We start from the raw sequence: 25,198 nt of genomic DNA, 5'->3' as shown, positions 1-25,198 counted from the left end.
CAAATTTCTCCATGTCCGACGTCTCCGCCCAGAGCCCCGAAGCCAACCGCCGGCTCGACGCCATCGACCGCAAGATCCTGATGGTTCTGCAGGAGGATGCCTCGCTGTCGGTCGCCGAGATCGGAGACCGGGTCGGGTTGTCATCGACCCCCTGCTGGAAGCGCATCCAGCGGCTGGAGGCCGACGGCGTGATCCTGCGCCGGGTCGCTCTGGTGGATCAGAACAAGATCGGTCTCGGCATCTCCGTCTTCGTCTCGGTCGAGAGCGCCGACCATTCCGACGCCTGGCTGAAGAAATTCGCCGAGGCGGTCAGCTCGATGCCCGAGGTGATGGAATTCTACCGCATGGCCGGAGACGTCGACTACATGCTGCGCGTGGTGGTTGCGGACATGCAGAGCTACGACGTGTTCTACAAGAAGCTGATCAGCGCGGTGCCGCTCAAGAACGTCACCTCGCGCTTCGCGATGGAGAAGATCAAGTCGGTCACGGCTTTGCCGGTGCCACCGGTCTAGCTCTCGGCCACACAGCTCGGCCGACCTTCTCCCCTGCGTCCATCGCTCGGCGCTCGCGAGAGTTGCGCTGTCTTTTTCAGCGTTTCCAATCATCGTTTACTGGAAGTTATTACCATCCATCTATCTTCAGATGTGATGATGTCTGGTGCTACCATACCCTCGTCCTCGCGGGCTTGGCTCAACGCCATGGCGCTCTTGGTCGCGAGCTTCATCGGTGTGGCAGCGCTGTCGCTGCAGGTGCATCCCGGACGCGAGATCGTGGCCGTCGCTTTTCCGCCGTGGTGGAGCGGGCAGCAGGCAATGCTTGCTGCGGCATCGGCTGATGCGGCTCTCGTGCGCACGACGACCTTCTCGTCGTTGCTGGTGGTCCGACCTGGCGAACACGATGGCTTGGCGCGGCTGCGCGAGGCCGGAGCCTGGCTCGTCATCGACCCGCAGGCGATCTCCGCCTGCTTTACAAAATGAAGCAATCTTGATTGGGGGACGGAAATGACCGGCGAGACCGACGATCTGGCAATTCTCCGTAATACGACCAGCAAGCTTCTGCTGGCCGTGCTGTGGATTCACGTTCCGCTCTCGCTCATCATCGGGCTGATGCGCGGTGACTGGATGATGCCGACCATCATGATGGTCGTTTTGGCCGCAGCGGCGACGCTCTCCTGGCGCAGCGCCGGGGATGCACTGGCGACGCAGCTCACCATCGCAGTCGCCCTCATGGGCGGCGTCTCCGTGCTCGTCTACCAGATGTCCGGTCATGCCTGGCAGATCGACATGCACATGTATTTCTTCGCGGCATTGGCCTGTCTCGTCGCCTATTGCGACTATCGGCCGATCATGGCGGGAACGGTCGCTGTCGCGCTTCACCATCTGGTGCTCAACTTCGTCTTTCCCGCCGCGGTCTACCCGGGCGGCGCTGATTTCGGCCGCGTGGTGCTGCACGCCGTCATCCTCCTGATCGAGGCCGGCGTCCTGGTCGCCCTCGCGTTGAAGCTGACGCAACTGTTCGAGACGACGACCCGCAAGACAGCCGAAGCCAGTGCGGCGATGGCAGCCGAAGCGCGCGCCAATGCCGAGCGGATCGAGGCCGAGCAGCGCGTCAAGCAGCAGAGCGATGTCGCCCGGCGCGAGCTCGCGGAAGGCTTCGAGCGCAAGATCGGCAGCATCGTCGAGGCGGTGGCGGTCGCGGCGAACGAGGTGCAGAACCTGTCATCCCTGATGAGCCGGAACAGCGCCGAAGCCTCACGCCAGACATCGGCGGCGGCCCACGCCTCGCAGCAGGCCTCGACCAATGTCGAGACGGTGGCGGCTGCGACCGAAGAGCTGACGGCCTCCATCGGCAGCATTTCGCAGCAGGTGACCCGCTCGGCGGAGATCGCCGCGAAGGCCGCCGAGGAGGCGCGCCGCACCAACAGCGTGGTCGAAAGCCTCGCTGCGGGTACGCAGAAGATCGGCGAGGTGGTGACGCTGATCCAGACGATCGCCAGCCAGACCAATTTGCTGGCGCTGAACGCCACGATCGAGGCCGCGCGCGCCGGCGAGCACGGCAAGGGCTTCGCCGTCGTCGCGAGCGAAGTGAAGGCGCTGGCCAATCAGACCGCGAAGGCCACCGAGGAAATTTCCAGCCAGGTGCAGAGCATCCAGAGCGCCACGGGAGACGCCGTCAGCGCCATCCAGATGATCGGCGGGACGATCGCCGAGATCGACGGGATCTCCAAGGAGATCGCCACCGCAGTGGAACAGCAGGGCCTCGCCACCGGAGAGATCTCCGGCAATGTGCAGCAGGCCTCGGAAGGCACGCGACTGGTCAGCCAGAGCATGGGCAGCGTGACGCAGGCCTCCGAGGAGACCGGTAGCGCGGCCTCCCGGCTGGTGGACTCGGCGAACGGTCTGTCCTCGCAATCGGCCCGGCTCAAATCCGAGGTCGATCAGTTCCTGAGGTCGCTGCGGGCCGCCTAGCTCGCTGCAACTCTCGCGCTCAGCGCGAGCATGCCGCGACAAGGCATGCTCGCCTGGATGCCTCAAATGGTCTGGTTGTAGGCGCCAACCTCGGGATGCGTCCGCAGCACGACGTTGACGGCCTCGAACATGTCGTGCATGCGCCGCTCCGACACCGGGCTTTCGACCACGACGACGAGCTCGGGCTTGTTCGACGACGCCCGCACCAGCCCCCAGCTGCCGTCCTCCACCGTGACGCGAACGCCGTTGACCGTGACGAGATCGCGGATCGGCTGGCCGGCCACCTTGCCGCACTGCTGCTGCAGCGCCTGGAAGTGCTTCACCACCGCGTCGACAACGCCGTATTTGACCTCGTCGCCACAATGCGGCGACATCGTCGGCGACGACCAGGTCTTGGGCAGCGCCTCCTTGAGGCCCGCCATCGATTTCCCGGGCGCGCGGTCGAGCATTTCGCAGATCGCGATCGCCGAGACGAGACCGTCGTCATAGCCGCGGCCGAACGGTTTGTTGAAGAAGAAGTGGCCTGACTTCTCGAAGCCGGCGAGCGCGCCGAGCTCGTTGGTCCGGCGCTTCATGTAGGAATGACCCGTCTTCCAATATTCGGTCTTCGCGCCCTGCGCCTGCAGCACTGGATCGGTCATGAACAGGCCCGTCGACTTCACGTCAACGACGAACTGCGCATCCTTGTGGATCGCCGACATGTCGCGCGCCAGCATCACGCCGACCTTGTCGGCGAAGATCTCCTCGCCGGTGTTGTCGACCACGCCGCAGCGGTCGCCGTCACCGTCGAAGCCAAGGCCGACATCGGCCTTGTGCGCGAGCACGGCATCGCGGATGGCGTGGAGCATCTCCATGTCTTCGGGATTCGGATTGTATTTCGGGAAGGTGTGATCGAGCTCGGTGTCGAGCGGGATCACCTCGCAGCCGATCGCCTCCAGCACCTGCGGTGCGAAGGCGCCAGCCGTGCCGTTGCCGCAGGCCGCCACGACCTTGAGCCTGCGCTTCAGCTTGGGCCGGTTGGTGAGATCGGCGATGTAGCGCGCCGGGAAATTCTCGTGGAACTGATAGGAGCCGCCGCCGGCATTCTTGAACTCGGCGTTGAGCACGATCTCCTTCAGCCGGGTCATTTCCTCGGGACCGAAGGTCAGCGGCCGGTTGGCGCCCATCTTGACCCCGGTCCAGCCATTGTCGTTGTGCGAGGCGGTCACCATTGCGACGCAGGGCACGTCGAGATCGAACTGCGCGAAATAAGCCATCGGCGTGACCGCGAGGCCGATGTCGTGCACCTTGCAGCCGGCGGCCATCAGCCCCGAGATCAGCGCGTATTTGATCGAGGCGGAGTAGCCGCGGAAATCATGGCCAGTGACGATCTCTCGGCTGACGCCGCGCTCCGCGATCAGCGCGCCCAGCCCCATGCCGAGCGCCTGCACCCCCATCAGGTTGATTTCCTTGTTGAACAGCCAGCGCGCGTCATATTCGCGGAAGCCCGTCGGCTTCACCATCGGCTCGGATTCAAAGGCGTAGGTATTGGGAACCAGGACGGGCTTGGGCTTGGGAAACATCAGGAGAGGCCTCGGGAAATCACATCAATGGAAGAACGCAGTCGTGGAGCGCACGACGTCAGATGACAATGGCAGAAGGCCGATGAATGCAGGCAACAATCAGGCAGGACCGCGCCGCCCGCCCGATCGCAAGATTTGCCGGTATATGGGGGCCGTCAGTATCCGAGCCAAGATGCGGGCGTGCCGCGGCCTATTGCTCCAGCACCATCTGGCCGTTGGCATAGGCGAAGCGCTTCAGCTTGGACAGGAACGACAGGCCGAGCAGGTTCTCCGAGAGCGCTGCGTCCGGCAGCACGAGTGCATCCACGTCGCGCACGATCAGCTCGCCGAGCTCGACCATCGCAAGCTTGGCCCGCGCCGCCTTCACGGTGCCGTTCGCCGTGGTCACGGTCGCGGTGTAGTCACCCCGCGCGGGACGCAGTCCGAAGCGGGCGGCCGAGCTCTCGTTGAGCGCGACCATTGAGGCGCCGGTGTCGATCATGAAGCTGATGCGCTGGCCGTCGATGCGGCCGTCGGCGCGGAAATGGCCGCGGCGGTCGGTCGGGATGCTGAGGCTGCGCTGGCTGGCGGCGGAGGTGTCGACGGTCGCGCTGCGCACGGACGTCGTGGCGGATGCCGGTGCCGGCGTCAGGCGATCGGCCAGCTGCGCCATGAAGGTGCCGAGGCCGACGAGAACGGCCGCGAAAATCATAATGTTACGCATCACGCAACGCCCGACTTGACCCCGCAGCCGACTTGACCATGAAAGCCGCTGACGGGCGACTGAAGCGGAACGGCTGCCGCTGCCATTTTGGCGAAAACGATGAGCGAAGCGTTAACGATGACGCCGCAAGCGGTACAATTTGCATCAGCTACGTTCCGCGTGGCTTGGCTCGCCGCGTCGGCTCTGCCCGTGCCGGGTCCTCCGGCCAGGGATGCCGCGGATAGCGGCCGCGCAGGTCGGTGCGGACGGCAGCATAGGAGCCTCGCCAGAAGCCGGGCAGGTCGCGCGTCACCTGCACCGGCCGCTGCGCCGGCGACAGCAGCTCCAGCACCAGCGGCACCGCCCCGCGTGCGATCGACGGATGGACGTTGAGGCCGAACAGCTCCTGCAGCCGCACCGCGATGGTCGGCCCCTGCTCGGCCTCGTAATCGATCGCCAGCATGGTCCCGGTCGGGGCCTCGAAATGGGTCGGCGCCTCCTTGTCGAGCCGGGCGCGGAGGTCCCAGGGCAGCAGCGCCATCACGGCGTCCGAGACATCGCCGGCAGAGACGTCCTTGAGCGAGGTCTTGTCCGCCAGCAGGGGCACCAGCCAATCCTCGCGCCGCTCGGCCAGGCCGCTGTCCGACAGGTCGGGCCAGCTGTCGCCTTCAGCCTTGCGCAGGAAAGTCACCCGGTCGCGCCATTGCTTGGCGGCCTTCGACCACGGCAGCCGATGGAGACCGGCGGCGCAGATGCCTTCCGCGAAGATGCGCGCGGTCGCTTCAGACGGCGTCAGCGCAACCGGCGCGTCGGCCATGGTGATCGCGTGCAGCCTGCGCCGGCGGCGCGCCCGCAGCGCCATTGCATCCTTGTCGAAGCTGACCTCGTCCTTCGCTTCGATGTGCGCGGCGAAGTGGCGCTCGATGTCCTCGATCGCGAGAGGCGCGGCCAGCAGGATGCGGCCGCTGGCCGCCGTACCGGTCAGCTCGCCGACGGCGATATAGGATACGCGCGCCAGCGACGACGTCGGCTCGACGGCGGCGCCGCGACCATTGGCCAGCACGAAGCTGCCATTGCCGCGGTTGCGCGCGACACGGTCGGGAAATGCGAAAGCGAGCATCAGCCCTGTGGTCAGATCGCCTGCCTCTTGCGACGATGACGCAGTGCTGACCTGCTGCGCCCAGCGCCGCGCCAGGTCACGCGCGCTCTGCGCCCGCGGCGAGCGATCGCGGCGGAACTGATCGAGTCGGACCTCGAGATCGACGCTGTCTCCACCAAGCCCGCGCTCGGTCAGGATGGCGGCGATGTCGGCCGCCTGCCCCGCCGCTCCGTAATCAGCGGCGTCCACGATCATGCGCGCCAACCGCGGCGGCAGCGCCAGCGCCCGCAGCCGCCGGCCCTCGTCGGTCAGGCGGCCGTCGGCATCGAGCGCGCCGAGCTCGTTCAGCAGATCGCGCGCCTCCTTCCAGGCCGGCTGCGGCGGCGGGTCGAGGAAGCTCAAGCTGGCGGGATCGCTGACGCCCCATTGCGCGAGGTCGAGCACCAGCGAGGACAGGTCGGCGCTGAGCATCTCCGGCTGCGTGTAGGCCGCGAGCGAGGCGGTCTGCGGCTCGTCCCATAGCCGGTAGCAGACGCCCGGCTCGGTGCGGCCGGCGCGGCCGCGGCGCTGGTCGACGGCGGCGCGCGAGGCCCGCACCGTCTCCAGCCGGGTCAGGCCGATATCCGGCTCGTAACGCGGGACGCGCGCCAGCCCGGAATCCACCACGATGCGCACGCCCTCGATGGTCAGCGAGGTCTCGGCGATCGAGGTCGCCAGCACCACCTTGCGGTGGCCCTTGGGCGCCGGCGAGATGGCGCGGTCCTGGACCGCGGCATCGAGCGCGCCGAACAGCGGCACGATCTCGATCGCGGCGTCGTGGACGCGCTCGGCCAGCATGGTCTGGGTGCGCCGGATCTCGGCGGCCCCCGGCAGGAACGCCAGCACAGAGCCGGCATCGGCGCGCAGCGCGGCCGCGATGGTCTCTGCCATCTGCCGCTCGACCGGTGCATCCGGCTTGCGGCCGACATAGCGGGTCTCGACCGGATAAGCCCGGCCCTCGCTTTCGACCACCGGCGCATCCCCGAGCAGGCTGGCGACGCGGGCGCCGTCGAGCGTCGCCGACATCACGAGGATGCGGAGATCCTCGCGCAGCCCCTGCTGCGCATCGCGCGCCAAGGCAAGGCCAAGGTCGGCGTCGAGCGAGCGCTCGTGGAATTCGTCGAACAGCACGGCCGCGACGCCGGTGAGCTCGGGGTCATCGAGGATCTGCCGCGTGAAGATGCCTTCGGTGACGACCTCGATGCGGGTCGCGCGCGACACCTTCGAGCCGAAACGGACGCGGTAGCCGACCGTCTCGCCAGCGCGCTCGCCGAGCGATTTCGCCATCCGTTCGGCGCTGGCGCGGGCCGCGATGCGGCGCGGCTCCAGTACGATGATCTTCTTGTCCCCGACCCACGGCGCGTCGCGCAGCGCCAGCGGCACCCGCGTGGTCTTGCCGGCGCCGGGCGGCGCCACCAGCACCGCCGTGTTGCTGCGCGCGAGCGTGCCGGACAATTCGTCCAGCGCGGCATCGATGGGCAGCGGCGTGTCGAAGCGCAGGGGCAATGGCAGAACCTGTCATCGTCCGCGTAGGCGGACGATCCAGTACACACAGACGTCGACGATCACGACGACCGGGCGTACTGGATACCCCGCCTTCGCGGGGTATGACAATCATCCCGCATTACGCGCCCTTCACCGCGGGACGGCCGACGCTCTCGTAGACGAAGCCGTGGGCGGCCATCTCGTCGGGACGGTAGACGTTGCGCAGGTCGACGACGACGGGACTGGCCATCACCTCCTTGAGGCGGTCGAGATCCATTGCGCGATACTGCACCCACTCCGTCACCAGCACGATCGCGTCGGCGCCGGTCGCGCACTCATAGGGGTCCTCGTAATAGGCGATCTCAGGCAGCTCCTTCTTGGCCTGCTCGATGCCCACCGGATCATGCGCGCGCACCTTGGCGCCCATGTCGAGCAGGCCGGTCACCAGCGGGATCGACGGCGCCTCGCGCATGTCGTCGGTCTCCGGCTTGAAGGTGAGGCCGAGCACCGCCACCGTCTTGCCGCGCAGATTGCCGCCGACGGCGTGCGCCACCTTGCGCGCCATCGCGCGCTTGCGGTTGTCGTTGACCGCCAGCACCGATTCAACGATGCGCAGCTGGGTGTCGTAGTCCTGCGCGATCTTGATCAGCGCGCGGGTGTCCTTCGGGAAGCACGAGCCGCCGAAGCCCGGGCCGGCATGCAGGAACTTGGAGCCGATGCGGTTGTCGAGGCCGATGCCGCGCGCGACCTCCTGCACGTCCGCGCCGACCTTCTCGGCGAGATCGGCGACCTCGTTGATGAAGGTGATCTTGGTGGCGAGGAACGCGTTCGCCGCGTACTTGATCAGCTCCGCCGTACGCCGCGCCGTGTACATGATCGGCGCCTGGTTCAGCGACAGCGGACGATAGATGTCGCCGAGCACCTTGCGCCCGCGCTCATCGTCGGTGCCGACCACGATACGATCAGGCCATTTGAAGTCACGGATCGCCGCGCCTTCACGCAGGAACTCCGGATTGGAGGCGACCACGACATCGGCCGAGGGGTTGGTCTCGCGGATGATGCGCTCGACCTCGTCGCCGGTGCCGACCGGCACGGTCGACTTGGTCACGACGACGGTAAAGCCGGTGAGGGAAGCTGCGATCTCGCGCGCGGCGGCATAGACATAGGTGAGGTCGGCATGACCGTCGCCGCGTCGCGACGGCGTGCCGACGGCGATGAAGACGGCATCGGCCTCGGCGACCGGCTGCTTGAGATCGGTGGTGAAGTCGAGCCGCTTGGCCTTGACGTTGGTCGCGACCAGCGCGTCCAGCCCAGGCTCGAAGATCGGGATTTCTCCACGATGAAGCGCGGCGATCTTGCTGTCGTCCTTGTCCACGCAGGTCACCTGGTGGCCGAAATCGGCAAAACACGCCCCGGACACCAGCCCCACATAGCCCGTGCCGATCATCGCAATTCGCATCGAAACCCATCCTTCAAGGTTAATATTTCCGCGTATTAGACCATTTGCGGTCGGAGGGGAATTTAGAAAACGGCATGACGATTGAATGACAAGAAGGAGTATTAACGGCTCTGCCCGATAATGCGGCAGCTCCGCGCCAGAGAGGGACAGCATGACCGCGAATGGTACGCCGAAGCCGGCCGGAACCGAGGCGCGCATCGACTGGGTGGACTACGCCAAGGGCATCTGCATCATCATGGTCGTGATGATGCACTCGGTGCTCGGCGTCGAGCTCGCGGCCGGCGAGACCGGCTTCATGCATGCCGTCGTCGCCTTTGCAAAACCGTTCCGGATGCCGGACTTCTTCCTGATCTCCGGCCTGTTCCTGCCGCTGGTGATCGATCGCGACTGGCGCACCTATCTCGACCGCAAGGTCGTGCACTTCGCCTATTTCTACGTGCTGTGGGTGACGATACAGTTCGGCTTCAAGGCCCCCGGCTTCGCCGCCTCGGGGGGCTGGCCGCATGCCGGCTATCTGTATCTGGAATCCTTCATCGAGCCGTTCGGCACGCTGTGGTTCATCTATCTGCTGCCGATCTTCTTCGTCGTCATCAAGCTGACACGAAAGCTGCCGGCGCCGGTGATCTGGGGCGTCGCCGCCGGCCTCGAGATGTCGCACATTACGACCGGCTGGACCGTGATCGACGAGTTCTGCGCCCGCTTCGTTTACATCTACTCCGGCTATCTGTTCGCGAATGCCATCTTCGCGTTGTCGGACCGTGCGCGGGCGCAGCCGCTGCTCGCCATCGTCGGCCTGCTGACCTGGGCGGTGATCAATCAGGGTCTCGTCAATCTCGGCGTCAGCGAGTGGCCGGTGATCTCGCTGATGCTCGGCTATGCTGGCGCGGTCGCCATCATCATTGCCGGCACGCTGCTCGCACGCGCGCGGGTCCTCAACGTCCTGCGGTTCTGCGGCGAGCATTCGATCGTGATCTACCTTGCCTTCTTCCTGCCGATGGCCGCGACGCGCACATTGCTGCTGAAGACGGGGGTGATCGGCGACATCGGAGCGATCTCGCTGCTGGTGACGATCGCCGGCGTGCTCGGCGCGCTCGCGATCTGGCGCCTCGCGCTGCGCCTCGGCGCCCGCTTCCTGTTCGAACGCCCGATCGCATTCTGGATCGCGCCGCCGAAGCGGCGCCCTGCCTTGCAGCCCGCCGAGTAGCCCCGCCCTTGGTGTCGTCCCGGGCGTAGACCCGGGACCCATAAACACCGTCTCCCGTTTGAGGCACGCTGTGGCTTCAGCCTGCCGCCTCATCACCGCTGCGGAGTATGGATCCCGGGTCGGCGCCCCGCTGGCGCTTCGCGCCGTCGGGGCTTGCCCGGGATGACGGCGGAAAATGTGGCGCCGGCTTGGGACAAGACGGCCATCGATTTGCGTGGGGAACGCGCCGGATTCTACCAATCCGAGGGTGTCAATCCCGGCCAAATTCCCTACATTGCGGCCATGCCCAAAGCTCCCCAGAAAGCCGCCGTCACGCCCGCCCCTCCTGCGCCTGCCGCCGCCAAGAATTTGGCGAAGAGCGCGGCCAAAGGTGACCATGTGTTCCTGGTCGACGGCTCGTCCTACATCTTCCGCGCCTATCACGCGCTGCCGCCGCTGAACCGCAAGTCCGACGGCTTGAACGTCAATGCCGTGCTCGGCTTCTGCAACATGCTGTGGAAGCTCCTCCGCGACATGCCCGAGACCGACCGCCCGACGCATCTGGCGATCGTGTTCGACAAGTCGGAGGTGACGTTCCGCAACAAGATCTACGCCGACTACAAGGCGCACCGGCCGCCGGCGCCGGACGACCTGATCCCGCAATTCGCGCTGATCCGCGAGGCGGTCCGCGCCTTCGACCTGCCCTGCCTCGAGCAGTCCGGCTTCGAGGCGGACGACCTGATCGCGACCTATGCGCGGCTCGCCTGCGAGCGCGGCGCCACCACCACCATCGTGTCCTCCGACAAGGACCTGATGCAGCTCGTCAACGACTGCGTCACGATGTACGACACCATGAAGGATCGCCGCATCGGCATCGCCGAGGTGATCGAGAAATTCGGCGTGCCGCCGGAGAAGGTGGTCGAGGTGCAGGCGCTGGCCGGCGATTCCACCGACAACGTGCCGGGCGTTCCCGGTATCGGCATCAAGACGGCCGCGCAGCTGATCACGGATTACGGCGACCTCGAAAGCCTGCTGACCCGCGCGCCCGAGATCAAGCAGCCGAAGCGGCGCGAGGCGCTGATCGAGAACGCCGAGAAGGCGCGGATCTCGCGCCGGCTGGTGCTGCTCGACGACAAGGTCGAACTCGAGGTGCCGCTCGACGACCTCGCCGTGCACGAGCCAGATCCGCGCAAGCTGATCGCGTTCCTCAAGGCGATGGAATTCTCGACGCTGACGCGGCGCGTCGCGGAGTATTCGCAGATCGATCCGGCTGACGTGACGGCGGATGCGCAGTTGAAGAGCGGGGCGAGCCCGGCCGCGGCCCCCACCCCGCCCTCCCCCGCAAGCGGGGGAGGGAGTGCACCCAGCAAGCCAGCCGCCGCTCCACGCAGCGGTGATCCGCGCATCGACAAATCGGCGATGGGCAAGGGCACGCCCGCGAACCTTGCCGAGACCCGGGCGGAGGCGGCGAAGAGCGCGCGCATCGATCGTGACAAGTATCAGACGCTGGGCAGCCTGCCGGAGCTGAACGCGTGGCTCGCCCGCGTGCACGACTTCGGCCGGGTGACCATCGAGGTCAAGGCCAGCTCGATCGACCCGATGCAGGCGAGCCTCTGTGGCCTGTCGCTGGCGCTGGCCCCGAACGAGGCCTGCTACATCCCGCTGGCGCACCGGCAAGCCGGCGACGGCGGCGGCCTGTTCGATGCCGGGCTCGCGCCGGGCCAGATCAAGGAAAGCGACGCGCTCGCGGCGCTGAAGCCGATCTTGGAATCGGCCGGACTGCTGAAGATCGGCTACAACATCAAGTTCATGGCCGTGTTGCTGGCGCAGCATGGCATCACCCTCCAGAACGTCGACGACATCCTGCTGATGAGCTACGCGCTGGACGCCGGCCGCGGCTCGCACAAGCTGGACTCGCTGGCCGAGCACGTGCTGGCGCATGCCGTCGTCAGCGAAAGCGAGCTGATCGGCAGCGGCAAGAACAAGCTGACCTTCGAGCAGGTCGCGATCGACCGTGCCACCGCGCATGCAGCGGAAGCAGCCGATGTCATCCATCGGGTCTGGCGCGTGCTGAAGCCGCGCCTCACGGCCGAGCACATGACGGCGGTCTACGAGACGCTGGAGCGGCCGCTGGTGTCGGTGCTCGCGCGCATGGAGCGGCGCGGCATCTCGATCGACCGCCAGGTGCTGTCGCGTCTCTCCGGCGATTTCGCCCAGACCGCGGCGCGGGTCGAGGCCGAGCTGCAGGAGCTCGCCGGCGAACCGATCAATGTCGGCAGCCCCAAGCAGATCGGCGATATCCTGTTCGGCAAGATGGGACTGTCCGGCGGCACCAAGACCAAGACCGGCGCCTGGTCGACTTCCGCCTCCATCCTCGACGACCTCGCCGAGCAGGGCAACGATTTCGCGCGCAAGATCCTGGAATGGCGCCAGGTGTCGAAGCTGAAATCGACCTACACCGACGCGCTGCCGACCTACGTCAATCCGCAGACGCATCGTGTGCACACCACCTACGCGCTGGCGGCAACCACCACCGGCCGGCTGTCGTCGAACGAGCCGAACCTGCAGAACATCCCGGTGCGCACCGAGGACGGCCGCAAGATCCGCCGCGCCTTCATCGCGACGCCGGGACACAAGCTGGTGTCGGCCGACTATTCGCAGATCGAGCTGCGGCTGCTGGCGGAGATCGCCGACATCCCGGTGCTGAAGCAGGCGTTCAAGGACGGCCTCGACATTCACGCAATGACGGCCTCGGAAATGTTCGGCGTGCCGATCAAGGACATGCCGAGCGAGGTGCGCCGTCGTGCCAAGGCGATCAATTTCGGCATCATCTACGGCATCTCCGCCTTCGGCCTCGCCAACCAGCTCGGCATCGCCCGCGAGGAAGCCTCGGCCTACATCAAGCGCTACTTCGAGCGCTTCCCGGGCATTCGCGACTACATGGATGCGACCAAGGAGTTCTGCCGCAAGAACGGCTATGTCGTCACCCTGTTCGGCCGCAAGTGCCATTACCCGGAGATCAAGGCGTCCAACGCCTCGGTGCGCGCCTTCAACGAGCGCGCCGCGATTAACGCGCGACTGCAGGGGACGGCCGCCGACATCATCCGCCGCGCGATGACGCGCGTGGAGGAGGCGCTGGCTGCGAAGAAGCTCTCGGCTCAGATGCTGCTGCAGGTGCATGACGAGCTGATCTTCGAGGTTCCGGAGGACGAGGTCGCCGCAACCCTGCCTGTCGTGCAGCATGTGATGCAGGACGCCCCCTTCCCGGCCGTGCTGCTGTCGGTCCCGCTGCACGTCGACGCCCGCGCCGCCGACAATTGGGACGAGGCGCATTGAGCTGATGACACGGTCCTTCCTGCGTTATTGACTGTTGGTGGACGCCCGGCCGCATCGCCAACCACTTCCGTCGTCCCGGCGCATGCCGGGCCCATACCCCCAGGGAGCAGTTTGAGGCGCGCTGGCCATTGGCCTTTCGCCCGACACGACCGCTGCGGCGTATGGGTCCCGGATCGGCGCCGCGTCGCGCTGGCGCGCGCCACGGCTGGTCCGGGACGACAGTGGAGCGAGATGACGCACTCACGGTCCAAACACGACACCCGGACCCGGGCCGAGGCGACTTCACCCTTCGTTAGGCACGATGAGATCGCGTGTGATCGGACCGGCGCCCGGTAACACGACGTGCAGCCGGCCCAGGCCATGATCCGCGGGAATTCCGCAGGCGAGCGATCACGTGACGGCACCGATCATCCTCATGCCAGCATTGCGCAGATGGCGCCGACCACCCTGGCTCCGAAGAGTCCAATGACCGCGATCTCACCCGCAGTTGCCTCCCAGACCCGCGAGCGACGCGCGATCCTGATCATGCTGATCTCGCTGGCGCTCTACAACGGCGCCTATCTCATCGGCTGGGCGCTGTCCTCGCCGCAGCCGGCATTCGGCGACTTCTTCGGGCTGTGGTCGTTCGGCAAATATGCCGCGCTGTCCGGCGCCGGCATCTATGATCCCGTTGCGCTCGCGCGCTACCAGCAGACGCTGGATCCGGCACTGGACGGCGGCGGCTTTCCCTATCCCTATCCGCCGACCTTCCTGCTGGTGCTGATTCCTCTGGGCATGCTGGCGCTGCCGGTGGCCTATGTCTGCTGGATCTCCGTTAGCTTCGTGCTCTATGGCGTCGCGGCGCTCGGTCGCGACTGGCGCTCACTGACCGGTCTCGCGCTGCTCGCGGCGCCGACGACGCTGATCAACGCGATCACCGGCCAGAACGGCTTTCTGTCTGCGGCGCTGCTGATCGGTGGACTGCGGCTGCTCGCGAACCATCCCGTCATCGCCGGCGTCCTGCTCGGCCTGCTCGCCTACAAGCCGCAATTCGTGCTGCTGATGCCGGTCGTGCTGCTGGCCTCGCGCAACTGGCGCGCCATCCTGTCCGCGATCGCCACGACGATGATCGTCGTGATCGTCACGAGCGCTGCGCTCGATCCATGGATCTGGCTGCAATGGATCGTGAGATTTCCGGAGTATCAGGCGCAGCTGCAGGCCAACCAGACGAGCCTCGATCACATGATGCCGACGGTCATCGCGGGCCTGCACGCGCTCGGCGCGCCGCCGCCGGTCGGCTCCGTGATCCAGCTGATATTGTCTTGCTCGGTCATCGTGATGGTCTGGGAATCTTGGCGGCGCGGCATGACCGACCGGGCGATCGCCTTGGTCGCGGTCGGCAGCATCGTCGTCACGCCCTATGCAATGATCTACGACATGCCGATGGTGGCGGCCGGGATCGCGATCCATTGGAAGGCACGGCTCGAGGCCGGCGCGCCGATCGCGGTGTTGGAGATCGGCCTCGTGATCACGCTGGGGGCTTGCCTGCTCGCCATGATCGCGCACTCCCTGCCATTGGCCGCAGCGTTCCTGCTGGTGCTGCTGGTGCTGAGCATCGCCGGCGTGTTCGACCGCTCAAGCCGGAGCGCGCCCGCATTGAACGTGGCGCCGCCCGCCGCGGGTTGATTGCTCTCGGTGCAATTGACCGGATGACGATCGGCGATCGGCTGCGCTAAGCAGGCGGAGGAGATCACCATCATCGCGCCGGTCATGCCCGCCACTTCATCCCTGCTCGCTTTCGCCCTCGTCTCGCTCGGCATGGTGCTCACGCCCGGGCCGAACATGATCTATCTGATCTCGCGCTCGATCACGCAGGGCCACGCCGCGGGCCTGGTCTCGCTCGGCGGCGTCGCCTTGGGCTTCGTCGTCTACATGCTTGCGGCGGCGTTCGGCATCACCGCGCTGCTGTTCGCCGTGCCGTTCGCCTACGACGCGCTGCGCCTCGCTGGCGCGACCTACCTGCTGTATCTGGCGTGGCAAGCGATGAAGCCCGGCGGACGCTCGCCCTTCCAGGTGCGGAAGCTCGCCATCGACAGTCCGCGCAGGCTGTTCCTGATGGGGCTCGTCACCAACCTTTTGAACCCGAAGATCGCGATGCTGTATCTCGCGCTGCTGCCGCAGTTCATCGATCCCGCCGTCGGCAGCGTGTTGACGCAGTCGGTGGTGCTCGGCGCGATCCAGATCGTGATCAGCGTCAGCATCAACGCCGTCATTGCGATGGCCGCGGGATCGATCGCGCTGTTCCTCGCAGCGCGGCCGACCTGGACCTTGGTGCAGCGCTATCTGATGGGCACGGTGCTCGCCGGCCTCGCGGTGCGCATGGCGCTGGAGGCGCGGCGGGGCTAGCCACTCCGGATCTGTGTCATCAGCTCATGCACGCCTCTCAACCCTCGCCCAGAGGGGCCCGCCGCAGGCGGGCGTCTCGAAGGGGGAGGCCCGCACTGGCACCGGGAGTCGGATTGGGGGCCTCATGGTTCGAGACGGCGCTGCGCGCCACCATGAGGGTTGGGCTCGAGACCGGCCGGACGCCCCGCCCTCAGTCCAGCTTCGCCTCCATGCCGCGCTTCACCGCGGGACGGGCCATCAGCGCGTCGTACCAGCGCTTGACGTGGGGGAAGTCGGCGAGATCGACCTTGTGGCGGGGGTGGCGCCAGGCCCAGCCGAGGATGGCGAAGTCGGCGATCGAGAGATCGCCGGCGACGAAGTCGTGCTGCGCCAGGCGGCGGTCGAGCACGCCATAGAGCCGGACCGTCTCGGCCATGTAGCGCTTCAGGCCGTAGGCGCGGTCCTGCTCGTTGGTCAGCGCGATGAAATGATGCACCTGGCCGGGCATCGGGCCGAAGCCGCCCATCTGCCACATCAGCCATTCATAGACCGGAATGCGCTCCGCCAGCGATTTCGGCAGGAACTGGCCGGTCTTCTCGCCGAGATAGAGCAGGATGGCGCCCGATTCGAACACGCTGACCGGCTTGCCCTCGGGGCCCTCGGGATCGACGATCGCCGGGATCTTGTTGTTCGGGCTGATCGCCAGGAACTCCGGGGCCATCTGGGCGCCCTTGGTGATGTCGACCGGAATGACGCGATAGGGCAGCCCCATCTCCTCCAGCGCCACCGAGATCTTGCGGCCGTTGGGGGTGTTCCAGGTGTGCAGCTCGATCGTCATGGGCGTCCTTCCGATGGTTTGCCCGATCGTCGTTGCCGGGCACAGGCTTCATTAGCTCGAAACTGCGCATCGCTCCAAACGTACCGTTGTTGATGGGACGTCGTGGCCGCTGGTCTCCGGCGTCCGGGCCCGATAGATTGCGCCTCCCGAGAAGCCACCCTTTCAAGAACCGACCCCTTAAGGGAAAACGCCGTGTCCAAATCCGCCTCCCGCGCCCGCCTCCTCGAGATCATCCGCAGGCGCTCGTTCGGCCGTGGCGAGGTCACGCTGGCCTCGGGCCGCAAGAGCGATTTCTATTTCAACCTCAAGCCGACCATGATGGACCCGGAGGGCGCCACTCTGCTCGCCGAGCTCACCTATGAGGCGCTGAAGGACGACGGCTACGACTATATCGGCGGGCTGGAGATGGGCGCGGTGCCGCTGGCCGGCGCGATCGCGCAGATCTCGTGGATCAAGGGCCACCCGATCGCGGCGTTCTTCGTGCGCAAGAAGCCGAAGGAGCATGGCGCCAGGCTCGCCATCGAGGGCCTGACGCGGGACGAGACCCTGGCCGGAAAACGCATTGTCGTGGTCGAGGACGTCACCACGACGGGCGGCTCCGCGATGAAGGCGGTCGAGACGTTGCGCGAGGCCGGCGCCGAGGTGTCGCTGGTGTTCACCATGGTCGACCGCGAGGAAGGCGCCGCCGAAGCCTTCGCGGCCGCCGGCCTGCCGTTCCGCGCCCTCTACAAGGCGCGCGAATTCCTCTAACGTCAGGGCCGCCTTTCTGCGCCGGCGCACACGGCTCATTTACCAACGCTCGTTAAGGTTACTGCAAAGCTGACGGCGCCATGCCCTGGGGGCATGGCCCATTCGGTCGTACATGATCGACGCGATCCGGACCTCCAGCGTCCGGAGCGGGCTTGCGGTGATCCTTGGTGCGTGGGAGCGGGCGTTGCGTAGCGTGTTGTCGTTTCGGCTGATCTTCCGCCGCGTCGCTGTCGCTGGCGCCGTCGGCCTCGTCGCCGCCGGCGCGCTGGCGCCGCAGATGGCATCGGCCCAGGGCCTGTTCGATTTCCTGTTCGGCGGCTTCAACAAGCCGCAAGCCCAGCGGCCGGCGCAGGGCGGCTTCTTCGCCGATCCGTTCGGCACCACTCCGCAAGGCCCGCCGCAGCCGCGGGCCGCGTCGAGCGGATCGGGCGCTGCGTTCTGCGTGCGCACCTGCGATGGGCGCTATTTCCCGCTGACGCGCGGCCTCGCCTCGCCGGTGCAGATGTGCCAGGCGTTCTGCCCGGCGAGCCCGACCAAGGTGTATTTCGGCTCCAACATCGACTACGCGACCTCAGCCAATGGCGAGCGCTATGCCGACAGCGAAACCGCGTTCGCCTATCGCCAGGCGCTGCGCGCCGACTGCACCTGCAACGGCCGTGATCCCGCCGGGCTGGCGCCGGTCGACCTGTCGCTCGACACCTCGCTGCGGCCCGGCGACGTGGTCGCCACCAGCGACGGCCTCGTCGCCTATTCGGGGACGCGCGGCAGCGGCGGCCAGCCGGCCGATTTCAAGCCGATCGCCTCCTACCCCGGGATGAACTCGGACATGAAGGCCAAGCTGAGCGAGATGAAGGTCGCGCCGGTGCGCGCCGAAATGCTGGCCGCCGACGCGCTCGCCGCGATGCCGCCGGAGACCAATGCCGGCAATGTCAGCGTCGCGCCGCCGATGACGATTGCGCCGAAGCCGGGCACGGGCCGCGCCAAGCGCGCGGATGTGGATTGAGCCCGGACTCGTCACTGCGAGCAGCGATTTATCCGCCGAAACGCGAAGTGCGAATGCGGAAGTAAATCCTGAGTCCTTGTGTCGCCCTGGATTGCTTCTTCGCTCGCAATGACGGAGGACGGCGTTAGCGGCCCACGATGACGCCGATGACGTTCGGCGCTTCGAGATATTTTTCCTCGATGGCCGCGCGCGCGGCGGCGCGGTTGTCCGGCGTCAGCAGGCCGCGCTTCTCGGCCAGGATCATCCAGCAGAAGCCCCACCAGTCGGTCAGCATGCCTTCGTCGTCGACCAGATCGTAGCCCTGCTCGGCGGCGAAAATGCGCGCCCGCGCCTCATCCAGGCCGTCCAGGAAGGTGTGGTCGGTGGCCGAGAACAGCTCGTCGGAGATGTCATCGGTGGTGTAGCCCCAGACCGACATGCAGACGGCGTTGAACGCGCGGTCGATCTGGTCGTCGTCCACGGCGCGGCGGCGGGCCGTCTTGTGCAGCCGCGTCAAGGTGCGCGCAAAATCGGCAATGCGGGTCAGGGCCAGGGGATCGAAGGCGGTGTTGGACATGGAGTCCTCACGTGATGCACTGATGCCGGGTGTGAGCGGATCGAATCGCAACGAGGATAAACGATCGCTTGCTAAATTGTTCTTAATTTGTTCTGATTGAAAAAGGAAGTCAATTGTCGTCGTCCCGGCCCCCGAGCCGGGACCCATACCCACCGAAGTCAATTGGTTGGCACGGACCGATGAGCGTCGAGGCTGCATGGACGGTCTACATCCTCGCCAGCGGCCACTACGGTACGCTGTACATCGGCGTGACCAACGACGTCAGAAAGCGCCTCGAAGACCACCGGGCCGGGCGGGGCTCCAAGTTCGTCAGCAGGTACAAGGTTTTTCGGCTCGTTCATGTTGAGCGCTTTGCAAGCCGCTGGAGGCGATCGCCCGCGAGAAGCAGCTCAAGAATTGGCATCGCGATTGGAAGGTCGAGCTGATCGAGAAGGATAATCCCCGATTGGAGTGACCTGTCGGGCCTCATCTTTGGCCGGTGAGTCTGGATCCCGGCTTTCGCCGGGATGACGAGGAGGAGAGTTCTTCGGTCCTCTCACGCACCGATGTATCGGCCAGCCGCGTTCCCACTGCGGAACTCCGGCCCCGTTTTTGCATCTTTTTCCCTCACCTTGCTGTGCGGACCAGCCTTTCCCCGGGTTTCGGACCGCGCGCAACCATCGTATGCTTTTACCGGTTCCTCGTAGCATCACAGGTTTCAAGGTGACAGATCAGCCGTCCCAGCGCAGCTTCGTAAGCACCGGCCAGCCCGTCGACGAATTGGCCGTCGCCGAGATCAAGAGCGACATCCTGGCCAAGCTCCGCCTCACCATCGGCAAGGAGGCGAGCCAGGCGACGCAGCAGGACTGGTATCACGCAGCAGCCCTGACCCTGCGCGACCGCATCGTGCATCGCTGGCTGACGGCGGACAAGGAGAGCTACGACGCCGGCCGCAAGCGCGTCTATTATCTCAGCCTCGAATTCCTGATCGGCCGTCTGTTCACCGACGCGCTCAACAACATGGGCCTGATGAAGGTGTTCGAGACCGCGCTCGGCGATCTCGGCGTCGGCCTGATGGATCTGCGCAAATGCGAGCCGGACGCCGCGCTCGGCAATGGCGGCCTGGGGCGGCTGGCGGCGTGCTTCATGGAGAGCATGTCGACGTTGCAGATCCCGGCGATCGGCTACGGCATCCGCTATGATTTCGGCCTGTTCCGCCAGGTCATCGTCGACGGCTGGCAGCACGAATATCCCGACGTCTGGCTGTCGTTCGGCAACCCCTGGGAATTCCAGCGCCCCGAGGTGGTCTATCACGTCCATTTCGGCGGCGGCGTCGAGCATGTCGACGACAAGGGCCGCGACCGCGCCATTTGGCATCCCGGCGAAACCGTGCAGGCGGTGGCCTATGACACGCCGATCGTCGGCTGGCGCGGCCAGCACGTGAATGCGCTGCGGCTGTGGTCGGCGCGCTCGCCCGATCCGCTCAAGCTCGACGTGTTCAACTCCGGCGACTATCTCGGCGCCTCGGCGGAAGAAGCGCGCGCGGAGGCGATCTGCAAGTTCCTCTACCCGAACGACGAGAGCCCGGCCGGCCGCGAATTGCGGCTGCGGCAGGAATATTTCTTCGTCTCGGCGTCGCTGCAGGATCTCGTCAAGCGGCATCTCGGCTCCGACGGACAATTGCGCAGTCTTGCGCAGAAGGCCGCGGTGCAGCTCAACGACACGCATCCCTCGCTCGCGGTGGCCGAGCTGATGCGCATCCTCGTCGACCTGCACAATTTCCGCTGGGACGAGGCCTGGAAGATCACCGTCGCGACCTTGTCCTACACCAACCACACGCTGCTGCCGGAGGCGCTGGAGACCTGGCCGGTCGAATTGTTCGAGCGGCTGTTGCCGCGGCATCTCGAGATCATCTACCGCATCAACGCGCAGCATCTCGCGCTCGCCGAGCAGCGCGCGCCGGGTGATATCGACTACCGCGCCTCGGTGTCCCTGATCGACGAGAAGAGCGGCCGCCGCGTCCGCATGGGCCAGCTCGCCTTCGTCGGCTCGCACCGCATCAACGGTGTCTCGGCGATGCATTCGGACCTGATGAAGGAGACCGTGTTCCACGATCTCAACCATCTCTATCCCGGCCGCATCACCAACAAGACCAACGGCATCACCTTCCGGCGCTGGCTGACGCTGGCCAATCCGAAGCTGACGAATCTGCTCCGCGAGGCCTGCGGCGACGCCATCGTCGACGATCCCACGCTGTTGACCAGCCTGGAGAGCTACGTCGCGGATTCGGGCTTCCACCAGAAGTTCCGCGCCGTGAAGCACCACAACAAGGTGCAGCTGGCGCGGCTGATCGGCGAGCGCATGAACGTGCGGCTCGATCCCAGCGCGCTGTTCGACGTGCAGATCAAGCGTATCCACGAATACAAGCGGCAGCTGCTCAACATCCTCGAGGCGGTGGCGCTGTATCTGGACATCAAGGACGACCCGCAAGGCAACTGGGTGCCGCGGGTGAAGATCTTCGCCGGCAAGGCGGCGGCGAGCTATCGCTACGCCAAGCTGATCATCAAGCTGATCAACGACGTCGCAGAGGTCGTCAACAACGATCAGGCGATCGGCGGCAAGCTCAAGGTCGTGTTCATGGCCGACTACAATGTGAGCCTGGCCGAGACGATCATTCCCGCCGCAGATCTCTCCGAGCAGATCTCGACCGCCGGCATGGAGGCGTCCGGCACCGGCAACATGAAGCTGGCGCTGAACGGCGCGATCACCATCGGCACGCTGGATGGCGCCAATATCGAGATCCGCGACAATGTCGGCGCCGACAACATCGCGATCTTCGGCATGGAAGCCGGCGACGTCATGCTGCGCCGCCAGCAGGGCCTGGACGCGACCGACGTGATCCGCCGTTCGCCGCGGCTGGCCCGCGCCATCGACGCGATCGCGTCCGGCCTGTTCTCGCCCGGCGAACCCGGCCGGTTCGAGCCGATCGCGCATGCGCTGCGCCATCTCGATCACTACATGGTGTCGGCCGATTTCGATTCGTACTACGAGGCCCAGCGCGGCGTCGACGCGCGCTGGCAGACGACGCCGGCCTGGACCCGCGCCTCGATCCTCAACGTCGCGCGCATGGCGTGGTTCTCGTCCGACCGCACCATCCGCGAATATGCCGACGACATCTGGAACGTGCCGGTCGGCCCGGTGGCGGTGCTGCCGCATGCGCAGCGGGCGTGAGGCGCGGATAACGTAGTTGCGTCGTCATGGCCGGGCTTGTCCCGGCCATCCACGTCGCTCGGCATCCTGGGAACCGCGTGGATGCCCGGGACGAGCCCGGGCATGACGGAGTAACGAACTCGAACAGTTGCTCGTCGCGAGAGCTCTTTGGGCTAATGCGTGACGTCGTTGCCGGCGCCTGCGATTGCCTTTCACCTGACGGTTATCATACGATCATTGTCAGGAGCAACGCATGACCGACACGCCGACCACGCATCTGTTCGACGAGGCCACCCGCGTCACCGCCGGCGACAGCCGCTGGCAGGGCAGGACCAGCCCGGACTACTGGGCCTTCGTCGGGCCGTTCGGCGGGGTCACGGCGGCCACCGTGTTGCGCGCGCTGATCGGGCATCCGCAGATCGCAGGGGATCCGCTAGCGGTCACCGTGAACTACTGCGCGCCGATTGCGGAGGGGCCGTTCGATCTCGACGTGCGGCTGGTGAGGGCCAACCGCTCGTCGCAGCATTGGTGCGTCGAGCTGAGCCAGGGCGATGCCGATGCCGCGACCTTGGCGACCGCTGTCTTCGCCGAGCGCCGGCCATCCTGGTCGCACCAGCCGGCCGCCAAGCCCGATGCGCCGCCGTTCGATCAGGTCAAGCGCTATCCCGATGCGGGAATGTCCTGGACCAAACAGTACGATTTTCGCTTCGTGGAAGGGCGTCCGGACTTCGGCAGCCGCTCGGACGAGCCGCGCAGCGCCTATTCACGGCTGTGGATCTCCGATCGCAAGCCGCGCAAGCTCGACTGTCTGTCGCTGCTGTCGATGTCGGATGCCTTCTTCGGCCGCGCCTTCCATGTCCGCGGCGAGCTGATCCCGTTCGGCACGGTGTCGCTGACGACCTACTTCCATGTCAGCCGCGAGGAGCTCGCGGCCGAGGACATCACGCATGTGTTGGCCACGGCCGATGCGAAGGTGTTCAACCGCAGCTATCAGGACCAGCACGGCGAACTGTGGTCGCCGTCAGGGCGGCTGCTCGCGACGACGACGCAGATCGCGTATTTCAAGGCGTGATACCTAGACGGCGCTCAGCATACGGTGTCGTCCCGGCCTTGAGCCGGGACCCATAGCCACCGTCCCAAGTTTGGCGAAGGCTGGAGCTACCTGCCCGCCTCAACCACTCCGTCCTGTGGTTATGGGTCCCGGCGTTCGCCGGGACGACGGCGATGGGTGGGGCTTGAGCTCGCCGCTCTCATACACGATCAATGCGCAACAAAAATAGAGGGCCAGCCGCAATGCGGCTGGCCCGGGTATCACTTGCGGATTACTCCGCCGCCAGCTTCACGTCGGGCGCGGCGGCGCGGACGTCGGCGTCGACCTGGGCTTCGAACTTGGCGAAGTTCTTCTGGAACATGCCGACCAGCGCGCGGGCGGTCTTGTCGAACTCGGCCTTGTCCTTCCAGGTGTTGACCGGATCGAGGATCTCGCTCGGCACGCCCGGCAGCGCGGTCGGGACCGCGAAGCCGAAATACTTGTCGGTGCGGAACTCGACGTTGCGCAAGCTACCGTCGAGCGCGGCCGTCAGCAGCGCACGGGTCACCTTGATCGGCATGCGCGAGCCGGTGCCGTACTTGCCACCAGTCCAGCCGGTGTTGACCAGCCAGCAGTCGACATTGTGGTCGGCGATCAGCTGCCGCAGCATGTTGCCGTACACGGACGGATCGAGCGGCAGGAACGGCGAGCCGAAGCAGGTCGAGAACTCCGGCTGCGGCTCGTTGCCGAGGCCGCGCTCGGTGCCGGCGACCTTGGCGGTGTAGCCGGACAGGAAGTGATACATCGCCTGCGCCGGCGACAGCTTTGCGATCGGCGGCAGCACGCCGAAGGCGTCGGCGGCGAGCATCACGACGTTCTTGGGATGCGGCGCGCGGCCGGTGCGCGAGGCGTTCGGGATGTAGTCGAGCGGATAGGCGGAGCGGGTGTTCTCGGTCTTCGAGCCGTCGTCGAAATCCGGAACGTGGCTATCCTCGTCGAGCACGACGTTCTCGAGCACGGCGCCGAAGCGGTTGGACGCGGCGAAGATCTGCGGCTCGGCCTCCTGCGAGAGCTTGATGCACTTGGCGTAGCAGCCGCCCTCGAAGTTGAACACGCCGGACGGGCCCCAGCCGTGCTCGTCGTCGCCGATCAGCGTGCGGTTCGGATCGGCCGACAGCGTTGTCTTGCCGGTGCCGGACAGGCCGAAGAAGATCGCGGTGTCGCCGTTCGGGCCGACATTGGCCGAGCAGTGCATCGGCATCACGCCGCGCGCGGGCAGGTAGTAGTTGAGCGTCGTGAACACGCTCTTCTTCATCTCGCCGGCATAATAGGACCCGCCGATCAGGACGATCTTGCGCGAGAAATCGATCGCGACCACGTTCTGCGAGCGCACGCCGTGCCGCATCGGATCGGCGCGGAAGCTCGGCATGTCGATGATCGTGAGCTCCGGCACGAAGGTGTCGAGCTCGATCTTCTCGGGGCGGATGAGAAGCGTGCGGATGAACAGCGAGTGCCAGGCCAGCTCGGTGAACACGCGCGTCTTGATGCGGAACGCCGGATCAGCGCCGCCATACAGGTCCTGCGCGAACAGCGTCTTGCCTTCGGCGTGCTTGAGGAAGTCCTGATAAAGCGCCTCGAACTGCTCCGCCGTGATCGACTGATTGCCCGCCCACCACATCTTCTCGGTGGAGGCGTCGCGCACGGTGAACTTGTCCTTCGGGCTGCGGCCGGTGAACTCGCCCGTATCCGCGCACAGCGCTCCGTCGGCAGACAGCGTGGCCTCGCCGGCCGCCAGCGAATACTGATAGAGCTGGGGCGCGCCGAGATTCCAATGCACCTGCTTGAGGTTCTTTAAGCCGAACTTGTCGGCACCGAAGGCACCGTTGCGAATACCCGTCTCTTGCACGAAGATCCCTCCTGAGAGCCCGCATCAGTTGCGCGAAATTCGTGGCGCAGCGCGCGGTGACCGTTACCGTTTACATCGCCTTACCAAAGCGCGGTCGCCGACCTAATACTGATCAACGCTGGTCTTGCCAAGACGATCCGATCGAATTGGTTAGTGCCAACAGCTTGATGCACGTAGCTCATTTTCCGCGCGCCGATGCTCATCCGCGGAGCAGATTTTATGCCGGACGGAAGCATGCTGCAGCGCAAC

General features: G+C 66.1%; 18 protein-coding genes and 1 pseudogene. 12 read left to right on the top strand and 7 right to left on the bottom strand.

What is annotated here, in order from left to right:
- Positions 1 to 11: 11 nt before the first annotated feature.
- The 3 genes from BRAO375_RS21295 to BRAO375_RS21285 all read left to right on the top strand — a co-directional run bounded on the left by BRAO375_RS21295 (position 12) and on the right by BRAO375_RS21285 (position 2,468).
- Positions 12 to 512: an Lrp/AsnC family transcriptional regulator gene (locus BRAO375_RS21295; protein ID WP_006611470.1), complete on the top strand. Its 501-nt coding sequence runs from the start codon at positions 12 to 14 to the stop codon at positions 510 to 512.
- A gap of 186 nt (positions 513 to 698) precedes the next feature.
- A complete protein-coding gene (locus tag BRAO375_RS21290) occupies positions 699 to 977 on the top strand; it encodes a hypothetical protein (RefSeq protein ID WP_009029506.1) in 279 nt (92 codons plus the stop codon).
- A gap of 24 nt (positions 978 to 1,001) precedes the next feature.
- Positions 1,002 to 2,468 (top strand): methyl-accepting chemotaxis protein, encoded by a 1,467-nt coding sequence (locus BRAO375_RS21285; protein WP_009029505.1) that lies wholly within the window; start codon positions 1,002 to 1,004, stop codon positions 2,466 to 2,468.
- A 62-nt stretch (positions 2,469 to 2,530) separates the two neighbouring features.
- Here BRAO375_RS21285 and BRAO375_RS21280 read toward each other — a convergent pair whose 3' ends face one another.
- The 4 genes from BRAO375_RS21280 to BRAO375_RS21265 all read right to left on the bottom strand — a co-directional run bounded on the left by BRAO375_RS21280 (position 2,531) and on the right by BRAO375_RS21265 (position 8,794).
- Positions 2,531 to 4,030 carry a phosphomannomutase/phosphoglucomutase gene (locus BRAO375_RS21280; RefSeq protein WP_009029504.1) on the bottom strand — a complete coding sequence of 500 codons (1,500 nt, stop codon included), beginning with the start codon at positions 4,028 to 4,030 and terminating at the stop codon, positions 2,531 to 2,533.
- A 190-nt stretch (positions 4,031 to 4,220) separates the two neighbouring features.
- Positions 4,221 to 4,721, bottom strand: a complete 501-nt coding sequence (locus BRAO375_RS21275) for a TIGR02281 family clan AA aspartic protease (protein ID WP_009029503.1) — start codon at positions 4,719 to 4,721, stop codon at positions 4,221 to 4,223.
- A 160-nt stretch (positions 4,722 to 4,881) separates the two neighbouring features.
- Complete coding sequence (hrpB, locus tag BRAO375_RS21270; RefSeq protein WP_009029502.1) at positions 4,882 to 7,356, bottom strand: ATP-dependent helicase HrpB; 2,475 nt, start codon at positions 7,354 to 7,356, stop codon at positions 4,882 to 4,884.
- 118 nt (positions 7,357 to 7,474) lie between these two features.
- Positions 7,475 to 8,794 (bottom strand): UDP-glucose dehydrogenase family protein, encoded by a 1,320-nt coding sequence (locus BRAO375_RS21265; protein WP_009029501.1) that lies wholly within the window; start codon positions 8,792 to 8,794, stop codon positions 7,475 to 7,477.
- 151 nt (positions 8,795 to 8,945) lie between these two features.
- Between BRAO375_RS21265 and BRAO375_RS21260 the strand changes: the two genes are divergently transcribed.
- The 4 genes from BRAO375_RS21260 (at position 8,946) to BRAO375_RS21245 (ending at position 15,698) form a co-directional block, all read left to right on the top strand.
- Positions 8,946 to 9,998, top strand: a complete 1,053-nt coding sequence (locus BRAO375_RS21260; protein WP_009029500.1) for an acyltransferase family protein — start codon at positions 8,946 to 8,948, stop codon at positions 9,996 to 9,998.
- Positions 9,999 to 10,280: 282 nt separating this feature from the next.
- Entirely contained in the window at positions 10,281 to 13,313 is a 3,033-nt protein-coding gene (gene polA, locus BRAO375_RS21255) for a DNA polymerase I (protein ID WP_035641577.1), read from the top strand.
- 465 nt (positions 13,314 to 13,778) lie between these two features.
- Positions 13,779 to 14,978, top strand: a complete 1,200-nt coding sequence (locus tag BRAO375_RS21250; protein ID WP_009029498.1) for a glycosyltransferase family 87 protein — start codon at positions 13,779 to 13,781, stop codon at positions 14,976 to 14,978.
- A gap of 84 nt (positions 14,979 to 15,062) precedes the next feature.
- On the top strand, positions 15,063 to 15,698 hold the full coding sequence (locus tag BRAO375_RS21245; protein WP_009029497.1) for a LysE family translocator: 636 nt from the start codon (positions 15,063 to 15,065) through the stop codon (positions 15,696 to 15,698).
- 190 nt (positions 15,699 to 15,888) lie between these two features.
- On the opposite strand, the gene BRAO375_RS21240 is transcribed toward BRAO375_RS21245, so the two are convergent.
- Positions 15,889 to 16,515 carry a glutathione S-transferase family protein gene (locus BRAO375_RS21240; RefSeq protein WP_009029496.1) on the bottom strand — a complete coding sequence of 209 codons (627 nt, stop codon included), beginning with the start codon at positions 16,513 to 16,515 and terminating at the stop codon, positions 15,889 to 15,891.
- 192 nt (positions 16,516 to 16,707) lie between these two features.
- Between BRAO375_RS21240 and pyrE the strand changes: the two genes are divergently transcribed.
- Positions 16,708 to 17,265 carry an orotate phosphoribosyltransferase gene (pyrE, locus tag BRAO375_RS21235; protein ID WP_009029495.1) on the top strand — a complete coding sequence of 186 codons (558 nt, stop codon included), beginning with the start codon at positions 16,708 to 16,710 and terminating at the stop codon, positions 17,263 to 17,265.
- Positions 17,266 to 17,449: 184 nt separating this feature from the next.
- A complete protein-coding gene (locus BRAO375_RS21230; RefSeq protein ID WP_009029494.1) occupies positions 17,450 to 18,268 on the top strand; it encodes a DUF2865 domain-containing protein in 819 nt (272 codons plus the stop codon).
- 124 nt (positions 18,269 to 18,392) lie between these two features.
- On the opposite strand, the gene BRAO375_RS21225 is transcribed toward BRAO375_RS21230, so the two are convergent.
- The gene (locus BRAO375_RS21225; protein ID WP_009029493.1) at positions 18,393 to 18,824 is read right to left on the bottom strand and encodes a hypothetical protein; all 432 of its coding nucleotides are present in this window, start codon (positions 18,822 to 18,824) and stop codon (positions 18,393 to 18,395) included.
- Positions 18,825 to 19,003: 179 nt separating this feature from the next.
- Here BRAO375_RS21225 and BRAO375_RS21220 point away from each other — a divergent pair.
- The 3 genes and pseudogenes from BRAO375_RS21220 to BRAO375_RS21210 all read left to right on the top strand — a co-directional run bounded on the left by BRAO375_RS21220 (position 19,004) and on the right by BRAO375_RS21210 (position 23,085).
- Positions 19,004 to 19,306: pseudogene (locus BRAO375_RS21220) on the top strand (GIY-YIG nuclease family protein).
- A gap of 220 nt (positions 19,307 to 19,526) precedes the next feature.
- A complete protein-coding gene (locus BRAO375_RS21215; protein WP_009029491.1) occupies positions 19,527 to 22,034 on the top strand; it encodes a glycogen/starch/alpha-glucan phosphorylase in 2,508 nt (835 codons plus the stop codon).
- 232 nt (positions 22,035 to 22,266) lie between these two features.
- Positions 22,267 to 23,085, top strand: coding sequence for an acyl-CoA thioesterase (locus BRAO375_RS21210; RefSeq protein ID WP_009029490.1), 819 nt, complete (start codon positions 22,267 to 22,269; stop codon positions 23,083 to 23,085).
- Positions 23,086 to 23,335: 250 nt separating this feature from the next.
- Here the strand turns inward: BRAO375_RS21210 and BRAO375_RS21205 are convergent, their stop codons facing one another.
- Positions 23,336 to 24,949, bottom strand: coding sequence for a phosphoenolpyruvate carboxykinase (locus BRAO375_RS21205; RefSeq protein ID WP_009029489.1), 1,614 nt, complete (start codon positions 24,947 to 24,949; stop codon positions 23,336 to 23,338).
- Positions 24,950 to 25,198 lie beyond the last annotated feature (249 nt).

The organism is Bradyrhizobium sp. ORS 375 (assembly GCF_000239775.1).
GTDB lineage: Bacteria > Pseudomonadota > Alphaproteobacteria > Rhizobiales > Xanthobacteraceae > Bradyrhizobium.
The sequence above is the reverse complement of the archived record's forward strand: the minus strand, read 5'-3'. Positions and strand labels throughout refer to the sequence as shown.

Bases quoted from the DNA above. Each gene is read 5' to 3' on its own strand.
- BRAO375_RS21210 (WP_009029490.1), top strand. From the start codon at position 22,267: ATGACCGACACGCCGACCACGCATCTGTTCGACGAGGCCACCCGCGTC.
- BRAO375_RS21285 (WP_009029505.1), top strand. From the start codon at position 1,002: ATGACCGGCGAGACCGACGATCTGGCAATTCTCCGTAATACGACCAGC.
- BRAO375_RS21280 (WP_009029504.1), bottom strand. From the start codon at position 4,030: ATGTTTCCCAAGCCCAAGCCCGTCCTGGTTCCCAATACCTACGCCTTT.
- BRAO375_RS21295 (WP_006611470.1), top strand. From the start codon at position 12: ATGTCCGACGTCTCCGCCCAGAGCCCCGAAGCCAACCGCCGGCTCGAC.
- BRAO375_RS21275 (WP_009029503.1), bottom strand. From the start codon at position 4,721: ATGATTTTCGCGGCCGTTCTCGTCGGCCTCGGCACCTTCATGGCGCAG.
- BRAO375_RS21245 (WP_009029497.1), top strand. From the start codon at position 15,063: ATGCCCGCCACTTCATCCCTGCTCGCTTTCGCCCTCGTCTCGCTCGGC.
- BRAO375_RS21250 (WP_009029498.1), top strand. From the start codon at position 13,779: ATGACCGCGATCTCACCCGCAGTTGCCTCCCAGACCCGCGAGCGACGC.
- polA (WP_035641577.1), top strand. From the start codon at position 10,281: ATGCCCAAAGCTCCCCAGAAAGCCGCCGTCACGCCCGCCCCTCCTGCG.
- BRAO375_RS21225 (WP_009029493.1), bottom strand. From the start codon at position 18,824: ATGTCCAACACCGCCTTCGATCCCCTGGCCCTGACCCGCATTGCCGAT.
- BRAO375_RS21240 (WP_009029496.1), bottom strand. From the start codon at position 16,515: ATGACGATCGAGCTGCACACCTGGAACACCCCCAACGGCCGCAAGATC.
- BRAO375_RS21290 (WP_009029506.1), top strand. From the start codon at position 699: ATGGCGCTCTTGGTCGCGAGCTTCATCGGTGTGGCAGCGCTGTCGCTG.
- BRAO375_RS21265 (WP_009029501.1), bottom strand. From the start codon at position 8,794: ATGCGAATTGCGATGATCGGCACGGGCTATGTGGGGCTGGTGTCCGGG.
- BRAO375_RS21260 (WP_009029500.1), top strand. From the start codon at position 8,946: ATGACCGCGAATGGTACGCCGAAGCCGGCCGGAACCGAGGCGCGCATC.